Raw genomic sequence first — 17163 nt, 5'->3', positions numbered from 1 at the left:
CACTGTTGACGCGCTGCATCAGCGTTTCAGATAGGACGGTTATGGTCTTTATCGATGGCTCTTCGTTGTGGCGCCAGCAAAATCAGTGTCGCAACCGGCCACAATAAAGTTGTCACCAGACTCTGGGAAAAATACAGCCAGCCCGGAAAGTGCGCCTCCGGTGCGATCAGCAGACGGACACCCATCTGTAGTCCCTGTACAAATAAAAACAAAGGAAATACATGCAGACACTGCGTCACAGGGTGAAACCATAATACGCGCCGGTGTATGGTGATCGCAAAATACGACAATAAGGTATAAGCCAGAGCATTTTCACCGAGATAGATCGCATCATGCACATCCATCACCAGTCCCATCGCAAAAGCAACGCCGATACCAACCTTGAGCGGCTGATGAATACTCCAGAAAACCAGAACCAGTGCGACAAAATCCGGCACACCGGCCATACCGCCCCAGGGTAAGAAATTCAGAAAAAAAGCCACAATAAAACTGAAGGCAATAAACAGCGAATTGACTGGCAACAAAATGTAGTGGGGCTGATTCATTTCGCAGCATCCTTTTTATCTTCCGGTTTTTCTTCCTTCGCCGGCTCTTTAGTCTCTGTCCGGGTGGTGGCCGGATGATCGACCGGTTTCATGTCGGTACCCTGCGGAGCGGTATCACGCGTTACTTTGCGATTGATTTTTTCTTTTTTTGCACGGATATCTTCAGTATCGGGGCGCGGCAGATTCGTCGTCGATACTTGCAGAATCAGTAGCTGCTTATTTTTATCGATACCTGCAACTGGCGCGCATAAAATGTTTTCGAGTGTCGTTGTCGCCTTGTTTTCTACCTGTACGACATTCGCGACCGCCAGTCCGGCAGGATAAATGCCATCAATACCGGATGTCACAAGCTGATCGCCGACTTTCACATCCGCATTCGAAGTCAGACGCATATCAAGATAGGAGGACTTACCCCGGCCATACGCCACACTGCGCAGACCATTCCTGAGTATCTGTACCGGAATCGCCTGATTCTTATCCGACAGCAAGGTCACTTCCGCAGTGAGCGGAAATACCCGCGTCACCTGTCCAACCACACCAAGGTCATCAATGACCGGTTGTCCCAGCGCGATACCATCCTTAATACCGCGGTCAACGATAACTTTTTTAGTCGAGGCATCGCGGGCGTCATAAATGATTTCAGCCATAACTGATTTCACCGGCAGACGTTCACGCGCACCGAGGAGGTTACGCAAATGATTATTTTCCGACTGTAACTGTGCGGTTTTCTGCAAAGAATCAGCATTAATAATATGCTGGCGTCTCAGGCGGGAATTTTCTTTTTCGAGATCAGCGATCGTCACAAAATAATGTGACACCTGCCGCGCAATGTCCGCTGGCATTGCAGCCAGCATTTGCGCCGGGTACAACACCGTTCCTACAACCTGACGGGCAAACGTCAAGGTATTCAGACGGGAATCAACAACCAGCAGGAAAATCGCAAAAACGGTAAAAAAAATGGCTCTGACACGTGCAGATGCACCTTGTTTGAAGAGGGGTGGCGGACTGTAATCCATACTATATCAATCGTCAGAAACCGGTGACCTATCCGCAGCACCAGCCAAAACTGTGCGCATGCGCTCAAAAAACAAAAAGCCGACATAAATGCCGACTCTGCTACCTGCAGAACTGATGCTTATCCCCGACAAGGCAGTGCATTACATTCACAGACATTGTGTTCTCACGTCTTGCCGGATCATATTGCTCATACTCTGGGTTGTACAGACGGAGTGACATGTCATCCCCGTCGCACCTCATTTTATTCGTAGGAAAAAATGGAACCCAGCTTATCCATGCGCTCCAGCGCCATACCCGAACCGCGCACCACGCAAGTCAGCGGGTCTTCGGCAACGATCACCGGCAGACCCGTTTCTTCCATCAGCAAACGATCGAGATCACGCAGTAAGGCGCCACCACCGGTCAGCATCATGCCTTTTTCTGCAATATCCGCACCGAGTTCTGGCGGTGTCTGTTCGAGTGCGTTTTTCACGGCAGAAACGATATTGTTCAGCGGATCGGTCAGCGCTTCCAGAATTTCGTTGCTGGAAATAGTGAAAGAACGCGGAATACCCTCGGAAAGATTACGCCCTTTCACTTCCATTTCCTTGACTTCGGAACCTGGGAAAGCAGAGCCTATCGCTTTTTTGATCGCTTCCGCAGTCTGCTCACCGATCAGCATGCCGTAGTTACGACGAATGTAGTTGACAATCGCTTCGTCGAATTTATCGCCACCGACACGTACAGAACCTTTGTACACCATACCACCGAGCGAAATAATGCCAACTTCAGTCGTACCGCCACCGATATCCACCACCATGGAACCAGTCGCTTCAGAAACCGGCAGACCGGCACCGATTGCCGCTGCCATCGGTTCTTCGATCAGAAATACCTGAGAAGCGCCCGCGCCGAGTGCGGATTCACGGATCGCACGGCGCTCTACCTGTGTCGAACCGCACGGTACGCAAATGATGATGCGCGGGGAAGGTTTAAAGAATTTGGTGTCATGCACCATACGGATAAATTGCTTGAGCATTTGCTCAGTCACCGTAAAGTCAGCAATCACGCCATCTTTCATCGGACGGATTGCTTCGATATTGCCAGGCACTTTGCCCAGCATCTGCTTCGCCTCTTTACCGACAGCCTGGATGGTTTTCTTACCGTTAGGGCCGCCTTCCTGACGTATCGCCACTACCGAAGGCTCATCCAGCACGATGCCCTGACTACGGACATAAATTAAGGTATTTGCAGTACCGAGATCGATCGCCAGATCATTTGAAAAATAGCTACGTAAAAAACCAAACATGTATTGTCCTGTATTTAACAATTATGTGTACAGCGTCTCAAGCAGATCGCTGTTCCACTGAATTTCATCAAAATTTGACCCTGTCTGCATCAAGCTGATCCTCATATTCAAGGCCAGACCGCGGTAACTTCGGGGATTTAGCGCACCTTATAGGGCATTAACCCGCCATTCTACCTTATAATCTTCTTAAATTTACCCGATACCAACACCTAAAAATACAGTATCGGAAATTGTATTTTTTTGCATTATTTCTGACACCCTTTTGCGCCTTGCCGCGCCCTTAAATCATGTCACTGACACTTAATGATGTTACCCGCATCGCGAATCTGGCAAAGCTTGAAGTTTCCGATTCCGAAGCGAACTCCACGCTTGATAAGCTGAATGGTATTTTTTTACTGGCGGAACAATTAAAAGCCGTTGATACCACTGGCGTCGCACCACTGAGCCACCCTATCGGCGCCCTGCTGCCCGAACTCGCACTGCGTCTGCGTGAGGATGTGGTTACGGAAACCAATCATCGCGACGAATACCAAAAGCCAGCACCGGCAACGCAGGATGGTCTGTATCTGGTGCCTAAGGTCATTGAATAAGCTTCACGGAAAAGATTCTATGCATACCAAAACTCTTGCCCAATTATCCGCACTGCTGCACAGCAAGCAGATTTCTGCGACTGAACTCGCACAGCACTTTCTGCAACGTATCGCGGCCAGTGATCTGAATGCATTTCTGCACGTTGATACCGCACTGACGCTGCAACAGGCTGCCGCTGCCGATGCGCGTCTTGCTAAAGGCGATGCGACAGCACTGACCGGCGTCCCCATTGCTCATAAAGATATTTTTGTCACAAAAGATCTGCGCTCGACTGCAGGCTCGCGTATGCTGGAGAACTATGTCAGTCCGTTCGATGCAACGGTTGTCACAAAACTGGCTGAAGCAGGCATGGTCACATTGGGCAAACTGAATTGCGATGAATTCGCGATGGGTTCGGCGAATGAAAATTCGTATTTCGGCGCAGTCAAAAATCCATGGGATAAAACCGCCGTTCCGGGCGGCTCGTCCGGCGGTTCTGCTGCCGCGATCGCAGCGCGGCTGACACCCGCAGCCACGGGCACAGATACCGGCGGCTCGATTCGCCAGCCCGCCGCATTTTGTGGCATCACCGGCATCAAACCCACATACAGCAGCGTTTCCCGTTACGGCATGATCGCGTTTGCCTCATCTCTCGACCAAGGTGGGCCAATGGCCCAGACAGCCGAAGACTGTGGCCTGCTGCTCAATGCCATGGTCGGCTTTGACGAAAAAGATTCCACCTCGCTGGATCGCAAACCGGAAGATTTCAATCGCGACCTGAACAAATCAATTCAGGGTCTGCGCATTGGTGTGCCGAAAGAATTTTTCGGCGCGGGTCTGGCGCCGGATGTGGAACAGGCGGTACGTGCGGCGCTCTCCGAATATGAAAAACTCGGCGCGACTTTAGTGGATATTTCCCTGCCAAAAACCGAGCTTTCAATTCCTGTGTATTACGTTATCGCTCCGGCAGAAGCATCTTCAAACCTGAGTCGTTTTGATGGTGTGCGTTACGGTCACCGCGCAGCTGATTACAAAGACCTCAACGATATGTACAAAAAATCGCGTACCGAAGGTTTTGGTGAAGAAGTAAAACGTCGTATTCTGGTTGGTGCCTATGTGTTATCGCATGGCTATTACGATGCTTACTATTTGCAGGCGCAAAAAATCCGTCGCCTGATCGCACAGGATTTTGCTGCTGCATTTGAACAATGCGATGTCATTATGGGACCGGTGGCGCCAACTGTGGCATGGGATCTGGGTTCCAAATCCGATGATCCGGTCGCTAACTATCTGGCCGATATTTTTACTTTATCGACCAGTCTGGCCGGTTTGCCCGGCATGTCCATCCCTTGCGGTTTCGGTCAGGGCGACAAAAATGCAAAACGTCCGGTCGGCTTGCAACTGATAGGCAATTACTTTGATGAAGCACGTTTATTGAATATCGCGCATCAGTATCAGCAAGTCACTGACTGGCATCAGCGCGCACCGGAATAAGCGGCATAAAAGTAATAGGCAAACATTGCTGCCGCTGGTACATCAACCAGCCCCAACGGCAGCATCCGATTGATGGATGAAGTGTGTCGCGCATTTGCTGACACCACATGCAACAACGAAACAAGGAATGATTATGCAATGGGAAGTCGTTATTGGTTTTGAGACGCACGCGCAACTCAAAACAAACTCCAAGATATTCAGTGGTTCTTCAATACAATTTGGCGCAGAACCCAATACCCAGGCCAGCCCTGTTGATCTGGCATTGCCGGGCGTGCTGCCGGTGATGAACAAAGGTGCGGTAGAAAAAGCGATCCAGTTTGGTCTCGCTGTCGGTGCGGTCGTCGCGCCGGAATCAATTTTCGCCCGCAAAAACTATTTCTATCCTGACCTGCCCAAAGGATATCAGATCAGTCAGTTTGAAATCCCGGTCGTTCAGGGTGGCTCAGTTTCATGCGTCGTTGAAAAAGATGGGAAGTCCGAAGTCAAAGTAATCCAACTGACCCGCGCGCATCTGGAAGAAGATGCAGGCAAATCCCTGCACGAAGATTATCAGGGTATGACCGGTATCGATCTCAATCGCGCCGGAACACCTTTGCTGGAAATCGTCACTGAACCGGTCATGCGCAGCGCTGCGGAAGCAGTCGCTTATGCAAAAGCATTGCACTCGCTGGTGATGTGGCTCGATATCTGTGACGGCAATATGCAGGAAGGATCTTTCCGTTGCGATGCCAACGTTTCCGTACGTCCGGTCGGCCAGAAAGAATTCGGCACACGTTGCGAAATCAAAAATCTGAATTCGTTCCGCTTTCTCGAAGAAGCGATCAACATCGAAGTCCGTCGTCAGATCGAACTGATCGAAGACGGCGGTACCGTAGTGCAGGAAACCCGTTTATATGATCCTGATCGCAAAGAAACACGCTCTATGCGCAGCAAGGAAGACTCTCAGGATTATCGCTATTTCCCCGATCCTGATTTACCACCACTGAAAATCAGCCGTGAGTGGGTCGAACAAGTACGTGCCACCATGCCAGAGCTGCCATCAGCAATGCGTCAGCGTTTCATTGAGCAATTGGGCCTGCCTGAATACGATGCCACCATCCTGACCCAATCAAAAGGGATCGCAACTTATTTTGAAGCGATCGTACAAGCGGCAGGTGTTGCTCAGGCAAAACCGGCTGCGAACCTGATGATGGGCGATGTGGCATCCACACTCAATCGCGAAGGTGTTGAGATCAGCGCCATTCCTGTCAGCGCAGCGCAACTGGCAGTCCTGTTGCAGCGTATTGCGGACGGCACCATCTCGAACAAAATCGCTAAAGAAGTGTTTGCCGCAATGTGGCAGGCACCATCGGCAGACGTCAATCTGGCAGATCAGGTCATTGAAGCAAAAGGCCTGAAACAAATTTCCGATGTCGGTGCGCTCGAAAAAATTATCGATGAAGTGATGGCAGCGAATCAGCAATCGGTGGATGAATACCGCGCCGGTAAAGAGAAAGCGTTCAACTCGCTGGTCGGTCAGGCGATGAAGGCAACCAAGGGTAAAGGCAATCCGGCACAAGTGAATGAATTGCTGAAGAAAAAACTGGCGGGCTGATCGCACGCTCTATCCCCGTTTTATCAAGTGAGATTATTTTGAGCAATTTAAGACAAGAATTTATTGCATTTTCAGTCAAGGCCGGCGTTATCCGCTTCGGTGATTTTGTCACCAAAGCCGGACGTAATTCTCCGTATTTTTTTAATGCCGGTTTATTCAATGATGGCGCGAATCTGGGCAAACTGGCCGCATTTTATGCGGACACCCTGATTAATTCCGGCGTCGAATTTGACATGCTGTTCGGCCCCGCCTACAAAGGCATCACGCTGGCCAGCGCAACCGCCGTAGCGCTGGCGGCGCGGGGGCGTAACGTACCGTTTGCTTACAATCGCAAGGAAGCCAAAGACCACGGCGAAGGCGGAACCATCGTTGGTGCCGAGCTGAAAGGCAAGGTCGTTATCATCGACGACGTGATTTCTGCGGGTACCTCCGTACGCGAGTCAGTGGAAATGATACGCGCAGCAGGTGCAACGCCATGTGCTGTGCTGATCGCGCTTGACCGCATGGAACGCTCCGGCAAGGATGATGCCCTCTCTGCACAGTCCGCAGTGCAGGAAGTCAGTCAGACTTACAACATGCCTGTCGTCTCTATTGGTAACCTGAATGATTTGTTTGACTACCTTTCCGCGGCAGGCGCTGACGCTCAGCTGGCTCAGCACAAAGACGCCGTTGCCGCTTACCGCCAGCGTTACGGAGCGATCTGATTCTGATTGACTTACGTTACCAACCGTCAGGAATAAAAAAGGATGCCATCAGCATCCTTTTTTTACATGCGTGCTTCACGCCCGATCGTTACATCAGCGCTTTGGTAAGCCTGCAGCGCGACGCAGCTCTTCCAACAGATCAGGATCGTCAACCACCTTTGCACCCGGAATCGGTGGCATCACTGTGTTGGATGGCTTATTCACCGGTGCAGATTTGGCTGCAGGTTTCGTAGCGGACTTGTCCTGCCCCGCAGCACTTGTCGCCGAAGCAGGATTTTGTACAGGGGCGGGCACAGGTTTGCTCATAATCACACCTCCCAGCTCTTCCGTATCGGATTTCTTCGGTGCATCCTTGGCCGGTGCCTCCGGCATCGCGGCAGACGGCTCCGCAGATGTCGCAGGCGCAGGCTCCTGCTGTTCCGGTGCCGATGTCACTTCCTTGACCGGTCTTACCAGTTTCGGCTCACGTACCGGAGCAGAAATTTCAGTCCCGGGCTTTGCGTTTTCCGGATTAACCGGTGCGCGCTTGAGTGCATTCAGATCAGTGCGTTCTTTCAAGTCCTTAGCCCAGTCACCAAGCGAACTCTGAAACGCATTACTGATCGACTCAGCTTCGAAATCATCATTGATGATGTATGGCGTAATCAGAATAATCAGCTCTTTTTTATTCTTATTAGTCGTTTCTGTTTTAAACAGGCTTCCGACGCCCGGAATATCCTTGAGTAAAGGAACGCCCGCATCGGAAGAACTGTTGTCATTAGAAATCAGACCTGCAAGCATGACCGTACTGCCATCCCGCAAAGTCAGTTTGGTATCGACTTTACGTGTGCCTATCGTCGGTGAGGTGATCGCGCCACTACTCAGGGATTTCACATTACTCACTTCCTGAGAAATGTCGAGATCAATCCGGTTACCGGAATTAATGACCGGTCTGACTCTTAAAATCATACCGGCAGTGCGGTACTGAATTGTATTCGTTGTTGTCGCACCTGAAATGATTGAGCCCGGTGTAGTTGTTGTGCTGGTCAGAATAGGTACTTCATCTGCTACTTGTATCGTCGCTGTCTCACCATTACGCGCCACCAACTTAGGACTAGATAAAATCTGAGCATCATTTTTTGACGCCAGAGCAGAAATATCAGCACGCATCAATCCTGCAGAATTCAGGAAACTGAACGTGAGACCACCAGAACCTGAACCAGCATTGCCAGAGGTAACGGTCCCTGATACGCCGCCAGCCGCGGTTTTAGCATTGCGGAAATTCCAGTCCACGCCGAGCGTATTCGCGGTTCCTGCTGTCACCTCAGCAACCATCACGTCAATTAATGCCGATTTAGTCGGTTTATCCAGTTCTGCCAATAATGACATCCACTGACGATACTGATCAGCCCCACCACCCTGAATAATCAGGCTGTTAGTCGCATTGTTGACAACAATTTTGGAACCACCACGGCTGCCTGTCACGGTCGCCGCTGCCGCTGCATTCGCGCCGGGGCCGGTCGCTGCCGGCAGCGTGGATGAAGTTGATCCACCTATCAGTTCAGACAAGGTTTTAGCCAGTGCCTGAGCGTCAGCATATTTTACCGGGTAGGTAAAAAAGGCACCCCCGGCCTGACTCTCAGAAGGCTTATCCAGTTCTTTGGACCACTGCAAAACGTGATTTAATATCTTTTCAGACGAAGAGAAAATAATCACGCTGTTGATAGGAGGAATCGGTAATATCAGAATTGGCGAACCGGAATTGACACTGGTGCTGGCGGCATACCCCTCCGCACTGAGCACTTCCACCAGGCGCTTACTGAATTCTTCAGCGGTCCAGAAGACTGGACTGACGCGCTTGGTGCGCTGACCGCGCATAGCAGGCTGATCAAATACCTGTATCACTTCCATTGCCGCGGCCACATCGTCTGGCTGGCCACTGATCAGGATCGCATTCTTACCCAGATCGTCGGTCGCCTGAATTTTGGCGCCGAACATGGTTTTGAGCAAGCTGCTGAAATCATTGACCCGTACCGCATCGAGCTCAACATAATGAAAGACAGGGCGCAGGCTCTGCGGCGTTTCCGGGCTGGCACGACCGCGTCGTATCGCTGGCGAATAACTACTGGAAGCATTATCCGGAACCATGCGAATCACACCACCAAAATCCTGGACAGCCACGCCGTAACTCTTGAGCAGCATGCGTGATAAACGCGATAATTCAGCATTCGTCGTTGGCTGTGGAATATGGAAAGTCACCAGGTCGGTACGCGCCGCCACTGCCCCGTCCATAGAATAATTTGCCTTCAGCACACTGCCGTAGACTGCCTGAATGAAAGTAGGTAAAGGCATCTGATCGAATGAAACCGTCAGATCCGCTTTGCCACCAGCAGGAGCAGGCTGATCCTGTGCAGCCCGTTTTTCACCGCTGATCGTCGCCGGCATTTTCGGTGTGTCTGTCTCAGAATAGGTGCGTTTCATCTGCTGATCGCCAAGCAACGAAGCAGTATCCGTCTGAGGACTGCGCTCAAAGTCGATGCGTTTAGGAACAACCAGTTTCGTGTCCACGCATCCGCTCAGTGCCAGCATCAGCCCCAGTGCAGAGACGGGCAAGGCACCGTACAAAGATTTATTGCCTTGACGGCCAAAAGGAAATTTTTTCATTGCTTACGTAAATTCAATTTCATAGTTTGACCATTGAGCACAATCTTCAAATGGTCTTGAGCGATGTCGACAATTTTTGCGCCACCAGGAAGCTTATCTCCGATTCCTCTCGCCTCTGTAACTGGCTGATTTTCGAACAATAGCAATACGCTTTTTACTGATCCTACCGAGGTGATACCGACCACACGCCAGCGTGGCGGCGTCATAGGTTCTTTACGCGGTGGCAATGGCTGCTTCGCCGTGACTTCCCACATACGCTGATCCGCTAATTCCTCTTCTGCTTTTTGCGCGCTCTTCGCTGCCTGCGGTGTCGCATCCTCGTTCACAGGAACAATTGCTTTTTTTTCCGGCGGGGCAGCGGGCAAGACAAACGGGGCATCTTTCTGGGCCGTCTCATCTGCGCTGTTTTGCTGCACCATATTGGCAGTAGAAATTGAGAAAAAACCGGCAACAGCCCCCGCTATAACACCGACCAGAATCACGCCCGCAGCAAGCAACTGCTGCCTCGATATTTTTTTGAAATTAAACTTCATATTCATGGCTCAGATACCTTTCGCAAGCGGCGCGGCATCTGTCGTGGCTGCAACTGACTGATCCGCTCCCGCATCCAGGTGCCAGTAGCAGCGTATATTCACTTCCAGTTGCGTTCCGCGTACCAGCACGCGTTCTACAACTGTAAATTTCTGCTGATCTTCGAGCGTATCGAGCAAACGCCCGAAAGGCGTAGGATCAAAACGGCCGATCAGGGTCACTTTAATCATCTGTACACCCGATGGCAGGCTGCTCTTTGTCTTATCCTGAGCACTCTTAGTACCATAACTGGTCAACGCCGCGTCGGTCTTCTCACCGCCTTCTGCATCCTGCGCTGACACGGTCACGCCGACAATGCCCGCGTCTTTAGCCAGTTTCCGCACGTCACTCAATAAACGTGCTTTGGCAAAAGTCGCAGATTTTTCAGCCGGCAGATACGCAAGCCAGGCTTTCTGAATACGCTCAGCGTCCTTCAGCTTCTGATCCCAGCGACTCTCTTTTAACGCCGCCTGCTGACGCACTAACAACTGCTGCTGATTCGCCAGTTGCTTTTGGCGGGCAGCATTACTATCGAATAATTCTGCCAGACTGTAGGCGCAGAGTATGAAGATGGCAGCACCAACCAATTGCCAGAAACGTTCACCTGTTTGCATCTTATTCGCCCTTTTCCCGCTTGCCGCTGCGCGGTATTACCGAAGAATCCATCTGTTCTGTTTTTTTCTGCTCTGTTGATTTAGGTGCTGCCGGCGTCGCCATTGTTTTTGCTTGTGGCGTTTCGCTCGCAATGCTCTCCGGCTTCACGATTTTCGGCGCCATTTTGGCCGATACTTTCATCAGCCGGGCATCGCTATCCGACAACAGACGTATATTGCTGAGCAATTTCATCGACTCCAGGTCCTGCGTCACACCGACGATATTCAGCTCTGTGTTCACCGGAACCAGCATCAGACGCACCTCGCCATCCTGATATTCAAACTCGCGCAGAGCAGCATCCTCTTTCTGCAATAATGGACGCAGGTTTTTCAGCAACGCCCTGACTTCATCGCGACTGCGCAAGGCCGCCAGTTTCGTGGTCCACTGCTGTAAGGCCATTGCCTGACTACGGGCAGTATTGATAGGTTCGACTTTGGCAGACAAAGATTCGATCTCCTGATCGGTCGATTTCAGTTGCGAATCAATTGACCACCATTGCGCTCCGAGATAAGCACCATACGAAGCCAGTATCACCACAGCGATCACCGCCAGCACATCACCACGGAAATTTTTCAGCGCATGCCACCATTGCACGCCCAGAAGATTGCGTGCCCATGGCTCCGCCAGACGATAGACCGGATCTTTCAGACTGGATTCGGATAACTGCACATGCGCCGGCACCTGTTCCGGCCACGATGCTATCTGCGCGAGTGCGCCTGTCATTGCCGCAGAGCCCGGACGCCAAGCCTGCCACTCATCGTTGCTGACACGCTCCGGCCACCAGGCGCTGTCAACTAATAAACCCTGATGCCATAACTGTGCTTCCACACCTTGCTGACACTGAATCAGTACAGCACCGTCTTTGCGCTTAGGGAAACAGACGCTTTCCGGTGCAAACTGCATATGATTGATATCAAGGCCATGCTTCTCGCAGATCTCCCTGACCTTACGGTTTTCCCAAAACCATAAATGTACCCAGTCACCGGAACGGCAGGCATACACACCGCTGTCAGCAAAAGGAGCCAGACGATGCAAATGTAATTGGACAAAAGCTTGCGTTTTGTGAGAGGGCACGCCCTTCGCCTGCAGCGAAGTCGTCACACACCATGATCTTGGCAGAATCCAAAGCGGCTTGAACCAGGCAGTTCGCGCATTCTGCTTTGCAATAATTTCTTTTGCTTTTGGTTCAGCAATGTCAGAAAGGTAAAATCGGTTGCGTAATTGCATTCTTGTCCGTTTCAGATATTTGGTCAATTCTCGGCCATTCGGCGCGACCAGCCGGTATCATAACCGATGCCAGAGGCAATCTGCGTGGTGAAAAAATGTACCACGGCACGCCCTCTGCATTTGTTGCTATTTTTAATTCATATCTCAGAGCCCACGGCATATCCGGCGCGGTATGCGTGATCCGCAAAGTCCTGGATGGCGCCCTGCTCGTCGCGAAGCCCATAAATCCACCGGCATCATTTGCCTGCTGTATCCGGTTGATTAAAGTCGATTCATTTTTGACGCGCTCTTGTTCAACCTCGGATACCTGCTCTGCGGTAAGGCCGTACGCAGCCAGTGCACGCGGCGACGCGGTGGTCGGATTGAAAGACTTGTCACCGAATACCGTGACATCCTCGAAGCAGCCCCGTTCAGTCCAGCTTTTTTCCAGTGCTGCCCAGCCAAAGACGCGCCAGATTTCAGGCTCCGCCAGTAATGGTGCACCCCGTGGTGGTGGCATACCCGCTGCAGCATACTCAAAATCCTTCGCACCATTGACACGCTTGAGCTTGCCAGGTTCCTGATAATCTTCCAGCGCATCAATCAGTGCATCGGTATCTGCTTCCGCAGCGCCACATGCCACCAGTAAGCGCGCCAGCTTCACCCGGTCTGGCCGGTTAAAAGACAGCAAGCCTTTAATATCCTGCAACTGTATTGTACTTTTTTCAGCACCCGCATAGCCACGCCCATCCACTTGCAAATATGTTCCCGGCCAGCCAAACCCATCCTTCGTGGCGCGGCTGGTGGATATCCAGAACAACGCCTCGCTGCGGCTGGACAAAAATGCCTGCTCCGCATCGGCCCGCTGCTTCAGCTTTGCCTGGCGTTCAGCCAGTATCTGATTAGACTGACTGATCATCGCTGCCAGTATCGTAAAGCCTGCCAGCAGCCACAACACGGCAGCCAGCGCAAAACCTTGCTCCATCGTTGAACGTATGCGATACGCGATCATTTTGATCCTATTCCCAACAAGCGTTCCAGATCCTTTGTTCCGTCTGCTTCAGGTTTACGGTTTCCTTCGTACACCGCTAACATCTGTACACGCTGCTCACCTGATTTTGCGCGAATCACAACCGCTCTCGGCAAAACATCCTCTGCCTTGCCCGACATCGGTGGCCAGATAGATTCGGTCGTACCCTGTATCGTCTGATATTCCATCACCACCGGCATTTTCCAGGAAGCGACTATCAGCGGCTGCATATTTTCAGCACTGACGGACAAGTCAGTACCACCATCCGCATTCGGTTTCAGCGTCGCCGTTGCCTGGGTTACTTGCCCCCAGTCTCCCTGAGGCATCGCCAGAGTGTAGGCTTCAAAGCCAGTGTCATTACCGGAAAACGGTTTTTCGATATTTTTAGGCAAAGTTAAATTTGCCACCAAATCCCTGAGCGCATTGAGTCTGACCCATTGACCCTGAAAATTGCCATTGACGTTTTCGGCAATTCTAACTACCTGTGCCATCTGGGAAAAAGCGCCCGACATGATGGTAACTACAAAACCCAAAATCACCAGACTGACTAATAATTCAATCAGCGTCAACCCTGCCTGCCTCTGCAAACCGGCTCGGGATGTCATTCTGAATAAAGACTCAGGGAAAATCATTTTCACAATTAAAACGGCTTTTCTGTTGCTGGTTTACGAACCTGCTTATAACCCGCCAGCCTGACCGAAAAAGCAAACCACTCACGTCCATCATGGTGAAATGCCCTGGACTGTACGTTATATAAAGTGATCTGATACAAACCCAGCCCCTCTTGCGGAGAGACCGAATCACGCGTTTCAGATATGGGTGACGAAGTCCACTCCAGATAAAACTGATCAAATAACTGCTTACCCGAAGGCGCCGTTGCCGGATTCTGATTTGACAAGAACTGCACCGCCTGTATGCGCGCCATGGACTCGGTTTCCTGCAATTGAAACCGTGTCAGTTGTCCCATCGTCTGTCCCAGCCAGCTAAACAACACGACAGAACCTATCGTGAGAATCGTCAGCGCAGCAATCATCTCCAGCAAGCTGAACCCTTGCTGTCCGGCAGATAAATGATGACGCTGAAAACGGAGACTCTTCATGGATTAGCGTTTGACAATACTGACATCACAGGACACCGGCGCAATCATAAGTCGCAATTGGCGTTTTTGCGGCGCAGTCAGATCAACTTCGCCGCCGGCACAAACACCGCTGTGATAAAAAATAACGCTCTTGTCGCTGCTGACAGTCCAGCCCTCGGGCAGACTCAATGCAGGTTCGCCGTCATTCAACTTAGTATTCCAGCTCTGTTTATCGAGTTTCACGGTTTGCGATAATAAAGCCGCTCTCGAGGCCAGACGCTGGAACTGTATCGATACTTCCGTCAGTTGCGCCCGCTCAGAGACAGACTCAAACCAACGCTGCATGGCTGGTATAGCAACACCCGCCATCAATGCCGCCAGCGTCAGTACCGCCATCATTTCTATCAGCGTAAAACCATGTTCACGCGCCGCTGCCGGACGTAACATTCGCGCCACCGTTTGCGGAGGGAGTAATAGGCGGCGAGCGAATCGCCCGTACATACGGAATAGAGAGTACAAAGGATTCAACAAAATCAGCAACAAAATAAACTGGCGCAGCGCTTCAGAGTAACGATATCGCTTATTTCGTCGCCGGTGCGGCATTCGCCCCTAAACCGATATCCGCATTCAGACCCTCGCCACCAGCTTTGCCATCAGCGCCAAACGAATAGACTGAAAATGCCTTGTTATCAACGCCAGGAGTTTTGTACTGATAAGGATTTCCCCACGGATCAACCGGCACGGAACCCTCAATATACGGGCCTTTCCACAAGGATTGCAGCGTTGGGTCCTGAGGTGCAGTCACCAGCCATTGCAGGCCCTGATCCTGCGGCGGCGTCTGCCCCACATCCAGACGCATGATATTCAGAGCGCTTTCCAACATCTTGATCTGCGTTTGTGCGGTCTGCACCTTGGAAGTATCGACCTTACCAAAAATACGCGGCCCGACAAGACCCGCCAGCAAGCCGATGATGACCATCACCACCAGCATTTCCAGCAACGTAAAACCTGCGTGTTTCTTCAGCAGCCCTGTTTGTAATTGTTGCTTGCGATACATAGCACAACCTTTCAAAGTAATCTTCGTATTAAAAAATAAAATCAATATAAGTGACTGAGTACATGACAGCGATCTGCCCCGGTCAGGGCGGACGATGCCGGCCTTTGCCTTAAATCACATTCGTCAGGCTGGTGATCGCCAGCATGACCGAAATCATAATGCCGCCCAATACCACCGACACCAGCAAAATAGTGACAGGCTCCAGCAAAATTAAAAACTGGCGCATCTGCTGCTGACTGTGCATGCGATGCATCTGCGCCAGTGAAGCAGTCGTCTTACCCAGAGCACCAGAACGTTCGCCCACCCGCACAAGATTTACACCGGTTGCATCAATAAACTGATGCAACTGCAAAGATTCCGCCAGCGTCTTACCACCGCGGACATCACTCAGAATCAATGCTGCTTTTTGCCGCCACACGTCACCGCGCAAGGCATTCTGCGCATGCGCCAGCGCCTCCAGTATCGAAACATGGTTTTGCAACAACACACTGAACATAGAACTCCAGCGCGCCATTTCCGTATGCATAATCCAGCTACCGATGACCGGCAAACCTGCTGCCCAGTTCCATAAATTTTGCTGCACTTTTTCCTGCCGCAACAAAGCGAATGCGCTGCCAGCGATACCTGCCAACAAGGCACCGAGCAACAGTTTATTTTTTGTCAGCCACATCCCCGTCGCCAGTACCCACAGCGAAACCGCAGGAATATCCGCTTTTGGGTTACTCAGAATATTGGCGAACTTCGGCACCACAAAAACAAACACCAGCAATGTTGCCAAAAAACCACTAACTATCAGCACCATAGGATAAATCAGTGCGTTACGTGCCTCGCGCTGGAAGTTTTGTTCTAATTCCAGCTGCTCTGCCGCAGAACGCAGAGAACCCGCCAATTTACCAGTGGATTCACCGGCGCGGCAAAGCTCGACCACATAATTAGGCAGGCGCAAATCTGCATCGACTAAGGCCTTAGAAAAAGCAATACCACCACGCAGCTGTGAATAGATTTTATTAAAGGCAAGACCCAGTGGCGAATCCTGATACCCTCTGGCAACATTTTCTACTGCGTCTGCCAGTGTCACACCTGCATCCAGTAAAGTAGCGAGTTCCTGCAGCACCACTAATATGGCATCGCGACCGGCGCGCTTGGGCTGCGCGATGCGGCTGCGGCGGGAAGCTGCGGCTTCCTGCATGTCAAATACCATTAAACCGCGACGTTGCAATTGCATCATCGCCTCCGCCTGATCTTCTACAGTCAGCACGCCTTTCACCACCGCACCTTGCGCGTCAGTAGCTTGATAACGAAATTCCGGCATAAGGGGAAATTAAAAACTCAGTATATATATATAGCGAAAAAAAACCGTTCCAGGCTGACAAGGCATGGCGCAGGAGACGTGCACGGATTGTATAAGACAACGGAATACAACAATAGTGAAACACTGATATCCGCTCAGTCAAAGTCGCTTCACCGCCTCCCGCATTTTGAAAAAGAATGAGAAAGCAAGCCAAAATCCGGAATGAATCAAACTTAATGTCCGGAAGTGTATCCTATACACAACACACTTGTGTACAAACGTAAGAAACACAGCGCAGAATCACGCCGCTACGTATTATATCGTTGTCGATCTTAGGAATATGCCTGGCGAGAGAAGAGAAAGTTATATTTTCGACATAACTGCACATGGGAACTTGCTGCAATTGAAAAAACATGTTTTAATCT

The 17163-nt window shown here is 51.1% G+C and carries 17 protein-coding genes; 4 read left to right on the top strand and 13 right to left on the bottom strand.

The window, feature by feature from the left end; genetic code table 11:
- Positions 1-26: 26 nt before the first annotated feature.
- The 3 genes from mreD to ACOTSW_RS10065 form a co-directional block, all read right to left on the bottom strand.
- Entirely contained in the window at positions 27-545 is a 519-nt protein-coding gene (gene mreD, locus ACOTSW_RS10075; RefSeq protein WP_423678940.1) for a rod shape-determining protein MreD, read from the bottom strand.
- Positions 542-1561 (bottom strand): rod shape-determining protein MreC, encoded by a 1020-nt coding sequence (mreC, locus tag ACOTSW_RS10070; RefSeq protein WP_423678939.1) that lies wholly within the window; start codon positions 1559-1561, stop codon positions 542-544. Before mreC ends, mreD begins: the two co-directional genes overlap by 4 nt.
- 242 nt (positions 1562-1803) lie before the next feature.
- Positions 1804-2847 (bottom strand): rod shape-determining protein, encoded by a 1044-nt coding sequence (locus ACOTSW_RS10065; RefSeq protein WP_186884353.1) that lies wholly within the window; start codon positions 2845-2847, stop codon positions 1804-1806.
- 287 nt (positions 2848-3134) lie between these two features.
- Here ACOTSW_RS10065 and gatC point away from each other — a divergent pair, with 287 nt between their 5' ends.
- The 4 genes from gatC to pyrE all read left to right on the top strand — a co-directional run bounded on the left by gatC (position 3135) and on the right by pyrE (position 7209).
- Positions 3135-3437: an Asp-tRNA(Asn)/Glu-tRNA(Gln) amidotransferase subunit GatC gene (gene gatC, locus ACOTSW_RS10060; RefSeq protein WP_212680075.1), complete on the top strand. Its 303-nt coding sequence runs from the start codon at positions 3135-3137 to the stop codon at positions 3435-3437.
- A 19-nt stretch (positions 3438-3456) separates the two neighbouring features.
- Positions 3457-4911, top strand: a complete 1455-nt coding sequence (gene gatA, locus ACOTSW_RS10055) for an Asp-tRNA(Asn)/Glu-tRNA(Gln) amidotransferase subunit GatA (RefSeq protein WP_423678938.1) — start codon at positions 3457-3459, stop codon at positions 4909-4911.
- Between the two features lie 127 nt (positions 4912-5038).
- On the top strand, positions 5039-6505 hold the full coding sequence (gene gatB / locus ACOTSW_RS10050; protein ID WP_423678937.1) for an Asp-tRNA(Asn)/Glu-tRNA(Gln) amidotransferase subunit GatB: 1467 nt from the start codon (positions 5039-5041) through the stop codon (positions 6503-6505).
- A gap of 38 nt (positions 6506-6543) precedes the next feature.
- Complete coding sequence (pyrE, locus tag ACOTSW_RS10045) at positions 6544-7209, top strand: orotate phosphoribosyltransferase (protein ID WP_423678936.1); 666 nt, start codon at positions 6544-6546, stop codon at positions 7207-7209.
- 93 nt (positions 7210-7302) lie between these two features.
- Here pyrE and ACOTSW_RS10040 read toward each other — a convergent pair whose 3' ends face one another.
- From ACOTSW_RS10040 to ACOTSW_RS09995, 10 genes are all read right to left on the bottom strand, one after another.
- A complete protein-coding gene (locus tag ACOTSW_RS10040) occupies positions 7303-9852 on the bottom strand; it encodes a secretin N-terminal domain-containing protein (RefSeq protein ID WP_423678935.1) in 2550 nt (849 codons plus the stop codon).
- Positions 9849-10385 (bottom strand): hypothetical protein, encoded by a 537-nt coding sequence (locus ACOTSW_RS10035; RefSeq protein ID WP_423678934.1) that lies wholly within the window; start codon positions 10383-10385, stop codon positions 9849-9851. The genes ACOTSW_RS10040 and ACOTSW_RS10035 overlap by 4 nt, the downstream gene beginning before the upstream one ends.
- A 9-nt stretch (positions 10386-10394) precedes the next feature.
- Entirely contained in the window at positions 10395-11036 is a 642-nt protein-coding gene (locus tag ACOTSW_RS10030; RefSeq protein ID WP_423678933.1) for a hypothetical protein, read from the bottom strand.
- Position 11037: 1 nt separating this feature from the next.
- A complete protein-coding gene (locus tag ACOTSW_RS10025) occupies positions 11038-12177 on the bottom strand; it encodes a hypothetical protein (protein ID WP_423678932.1) in 1140 nt (379 codons plus the stop codon).
- A 94-nt stretch (positions 12178-12271) separates the two neighbouring features.
- Positions 12272-13294 (bottom strand): hypothetical protein, encoded by a 1023-nt coding sequence (locus ACOTSW_RS10020; protein WP_212680061.1) that lies wholly within the window; start codon positions 13292-13294, stop codon positions 12272-12274.
- Positions 13291-13917 carry a type II secretion system protein gene (locus ACOTSW_RS10015; protein ID WP_423678931.1) on the bottom strand — a complete coding sequence of 209 codons (627 nt, stop codon included), beginning with the start codon at positions 13915-13917 and terminating at the stop codon, positions 13291-13293. The genes ACOTSW_RS10020 and ACOTSW_RS10015 overlap by 4 nt, the downstream gene beginning before the upstream one ends.
- Before the next feature lie 35 nt (positions 13918-13952).
- Positions 13953-14411, bottom strand: coding sequence for a PulJ/GspJ family protein (locus ACOTSW_RS10010; protein WP_423678930.1), 459 nt, complete (start codon positions 14409-14411; stop codon positions 13953-13955).
- A 3-nt stretch (positions 14412-14414) separates the two neighbouring features.
- Positions 14415-14837: a pilus assembly FimT family protein gene (locus ACOTSW_RS10005; RefSeq protein ID WP_212680055.1), complete on the bottom strand. Its 423-nt coding sequence runs from the start codon at positions 14835-14837 to the stop codon at positions 14415-14417.
- Between the two features lie 133 nt (positions 14838-14970).
- On the bottom strand, positions 14971-15447 hold the full coding sequence (gene gspG / locus ACOTSW_RS10000) for a type II secretion system major pseudopilin GspG (RefSeq protein ID WP_212680053.1): 477 nt from the start codon (positions 15445-15447) through the stop codon (positions 14971-14973).
- A 109-nt stretch (positions 15448-15556) separates the two neighbouring features.
- Complete coding sequence (locus ACOTSW_RS09995; protein WP_423678929.1) at positions 15557-16759, bottom strand: type II secretion system F family protein; 1203 nt, start codon at positions 16757-16759, stop codon at positions 15557-15559.
- Between the last annotated feature and the right edge of the window lie 404 nt (positions 16760-17163).

The organism is Undibacterium sp. WLHG33 (assembly GCF_049544815.1).
Taxonomy (GTDB): domain Bacteria; phylum Pseudomonadota; class Gammaproteobacteria; order Burkholderiales; family Burkholderiaceae_D; genus Undibacterium.
The sequence above is the reverse complement of the archived record's forward strand: the minus strand, read 5'-3'. Positions and strand labels throughout refer to the sequence as shown.

Bases quoted from the DNA above. Each gene is read 5' to 3' on its own strand.
- gatC (WP_212680075.1), top strand. From the start codon at position 3,135: ATGTCACTGACACTTAATGATGTTACCCGCATCGCGAATCTGGCAAAG.
- ACOTSW_RS10020 (WP_212680061.1), bottom strand. From the start codon at position 13,294: ATGATCGCGTATCGCATACGTTCAACGATGGAGCAAGGTTTTGCGCTG.
- ACOTSW_RS10005 (WP_212680055.1), bottom strand. From the start codon at position 14,837: ATGTTACGTCCGGCAGCGGCGCGTGAACATGGTTTTACGCTGATAGAA.
- gatB (WP_423678937.1), top strand. From the start codon at position 5,039: ATGATTATGCAATGGGAAGTCGTTATTGGTTTTGAGACGCACGCGCAA.
- ACOTSW_RS10010 (WP_423678930.1), bottom strand. From the start codon at position 14,411: ATGAAGAGTCTCCGTTTTCAGCGTCATCATTTATCTGCCGGACAGCAA.
- mreD (WP_423678940.1), bottom strand. From the start codon at position 545: ATGAATCAGCCCCACTACATTTTGTTGCCAGTCAATTCGCTGTTTATT.
- ACOTSW_RS09995 (WP_423678929.1), bottom strand. From the start codon at position 16,759: ATGCCGGAATTTCGTTATCAAGCTACTGACGCGCAAGGTGCGGTGGTG.
- ACOTSW_RS10015 (WP_423678931.1), bottom strand. From the start codon at position 13,917: ATGACATCCCGAGCCGGTTTGCAGAGGCAGGCAGGGTTGACGCTGATT.
- ACOTSW_RS10035 (WP_423678934.1), bottom strand. From the start codon at position 10,385: ATGAAGTTTAATTTCAAAAAAATATCGAGGCAGCAGTTGCTTGCTGCG.
- gspG (WP_212680053.1), bottom strand. From the start codon at position 15,447: ATGTATCGCAAGCAACAATTACAAACAGGGCTGCTGAAGAAACACGCA.
- ACOTSW_RS10040 (WP_423678935.1), bottom strand. From the start codon at position 9,852: ATGAAAAAATTTCCTTTTGGCCGTCAAGGCAATAAATCTTTGTACGGT.
- mreC (WP_423678939.1), bottom strand. From the start codon at position 1,561: ATGGATTACAGTCCGCCACCCCTCTTCAAACAAGGTGCATCTGCACGT.
- gatA (WP_423678938.1), top strand. From the start codon at position 3,457: ATGCATACCAAAACTCTTGCCCAATTATCCGCACTGCTGCACAGCAAG.
- ACOTSW_RS10030 (WP_423678933.1), bottom strand. From the start codon at position 11,036: ATGCAAACAGGTGAACGTTTCTGGCAATTGGTTGGTGCTGCCATCTTC.
- ACOTSW_RS10065 (WP_186884353.1), bottom strand. From the start codon at position 2,847: ATGTTTGGTTTTTTACGTAGCTATTTTTCAAATGATCTGGCGATCGAT.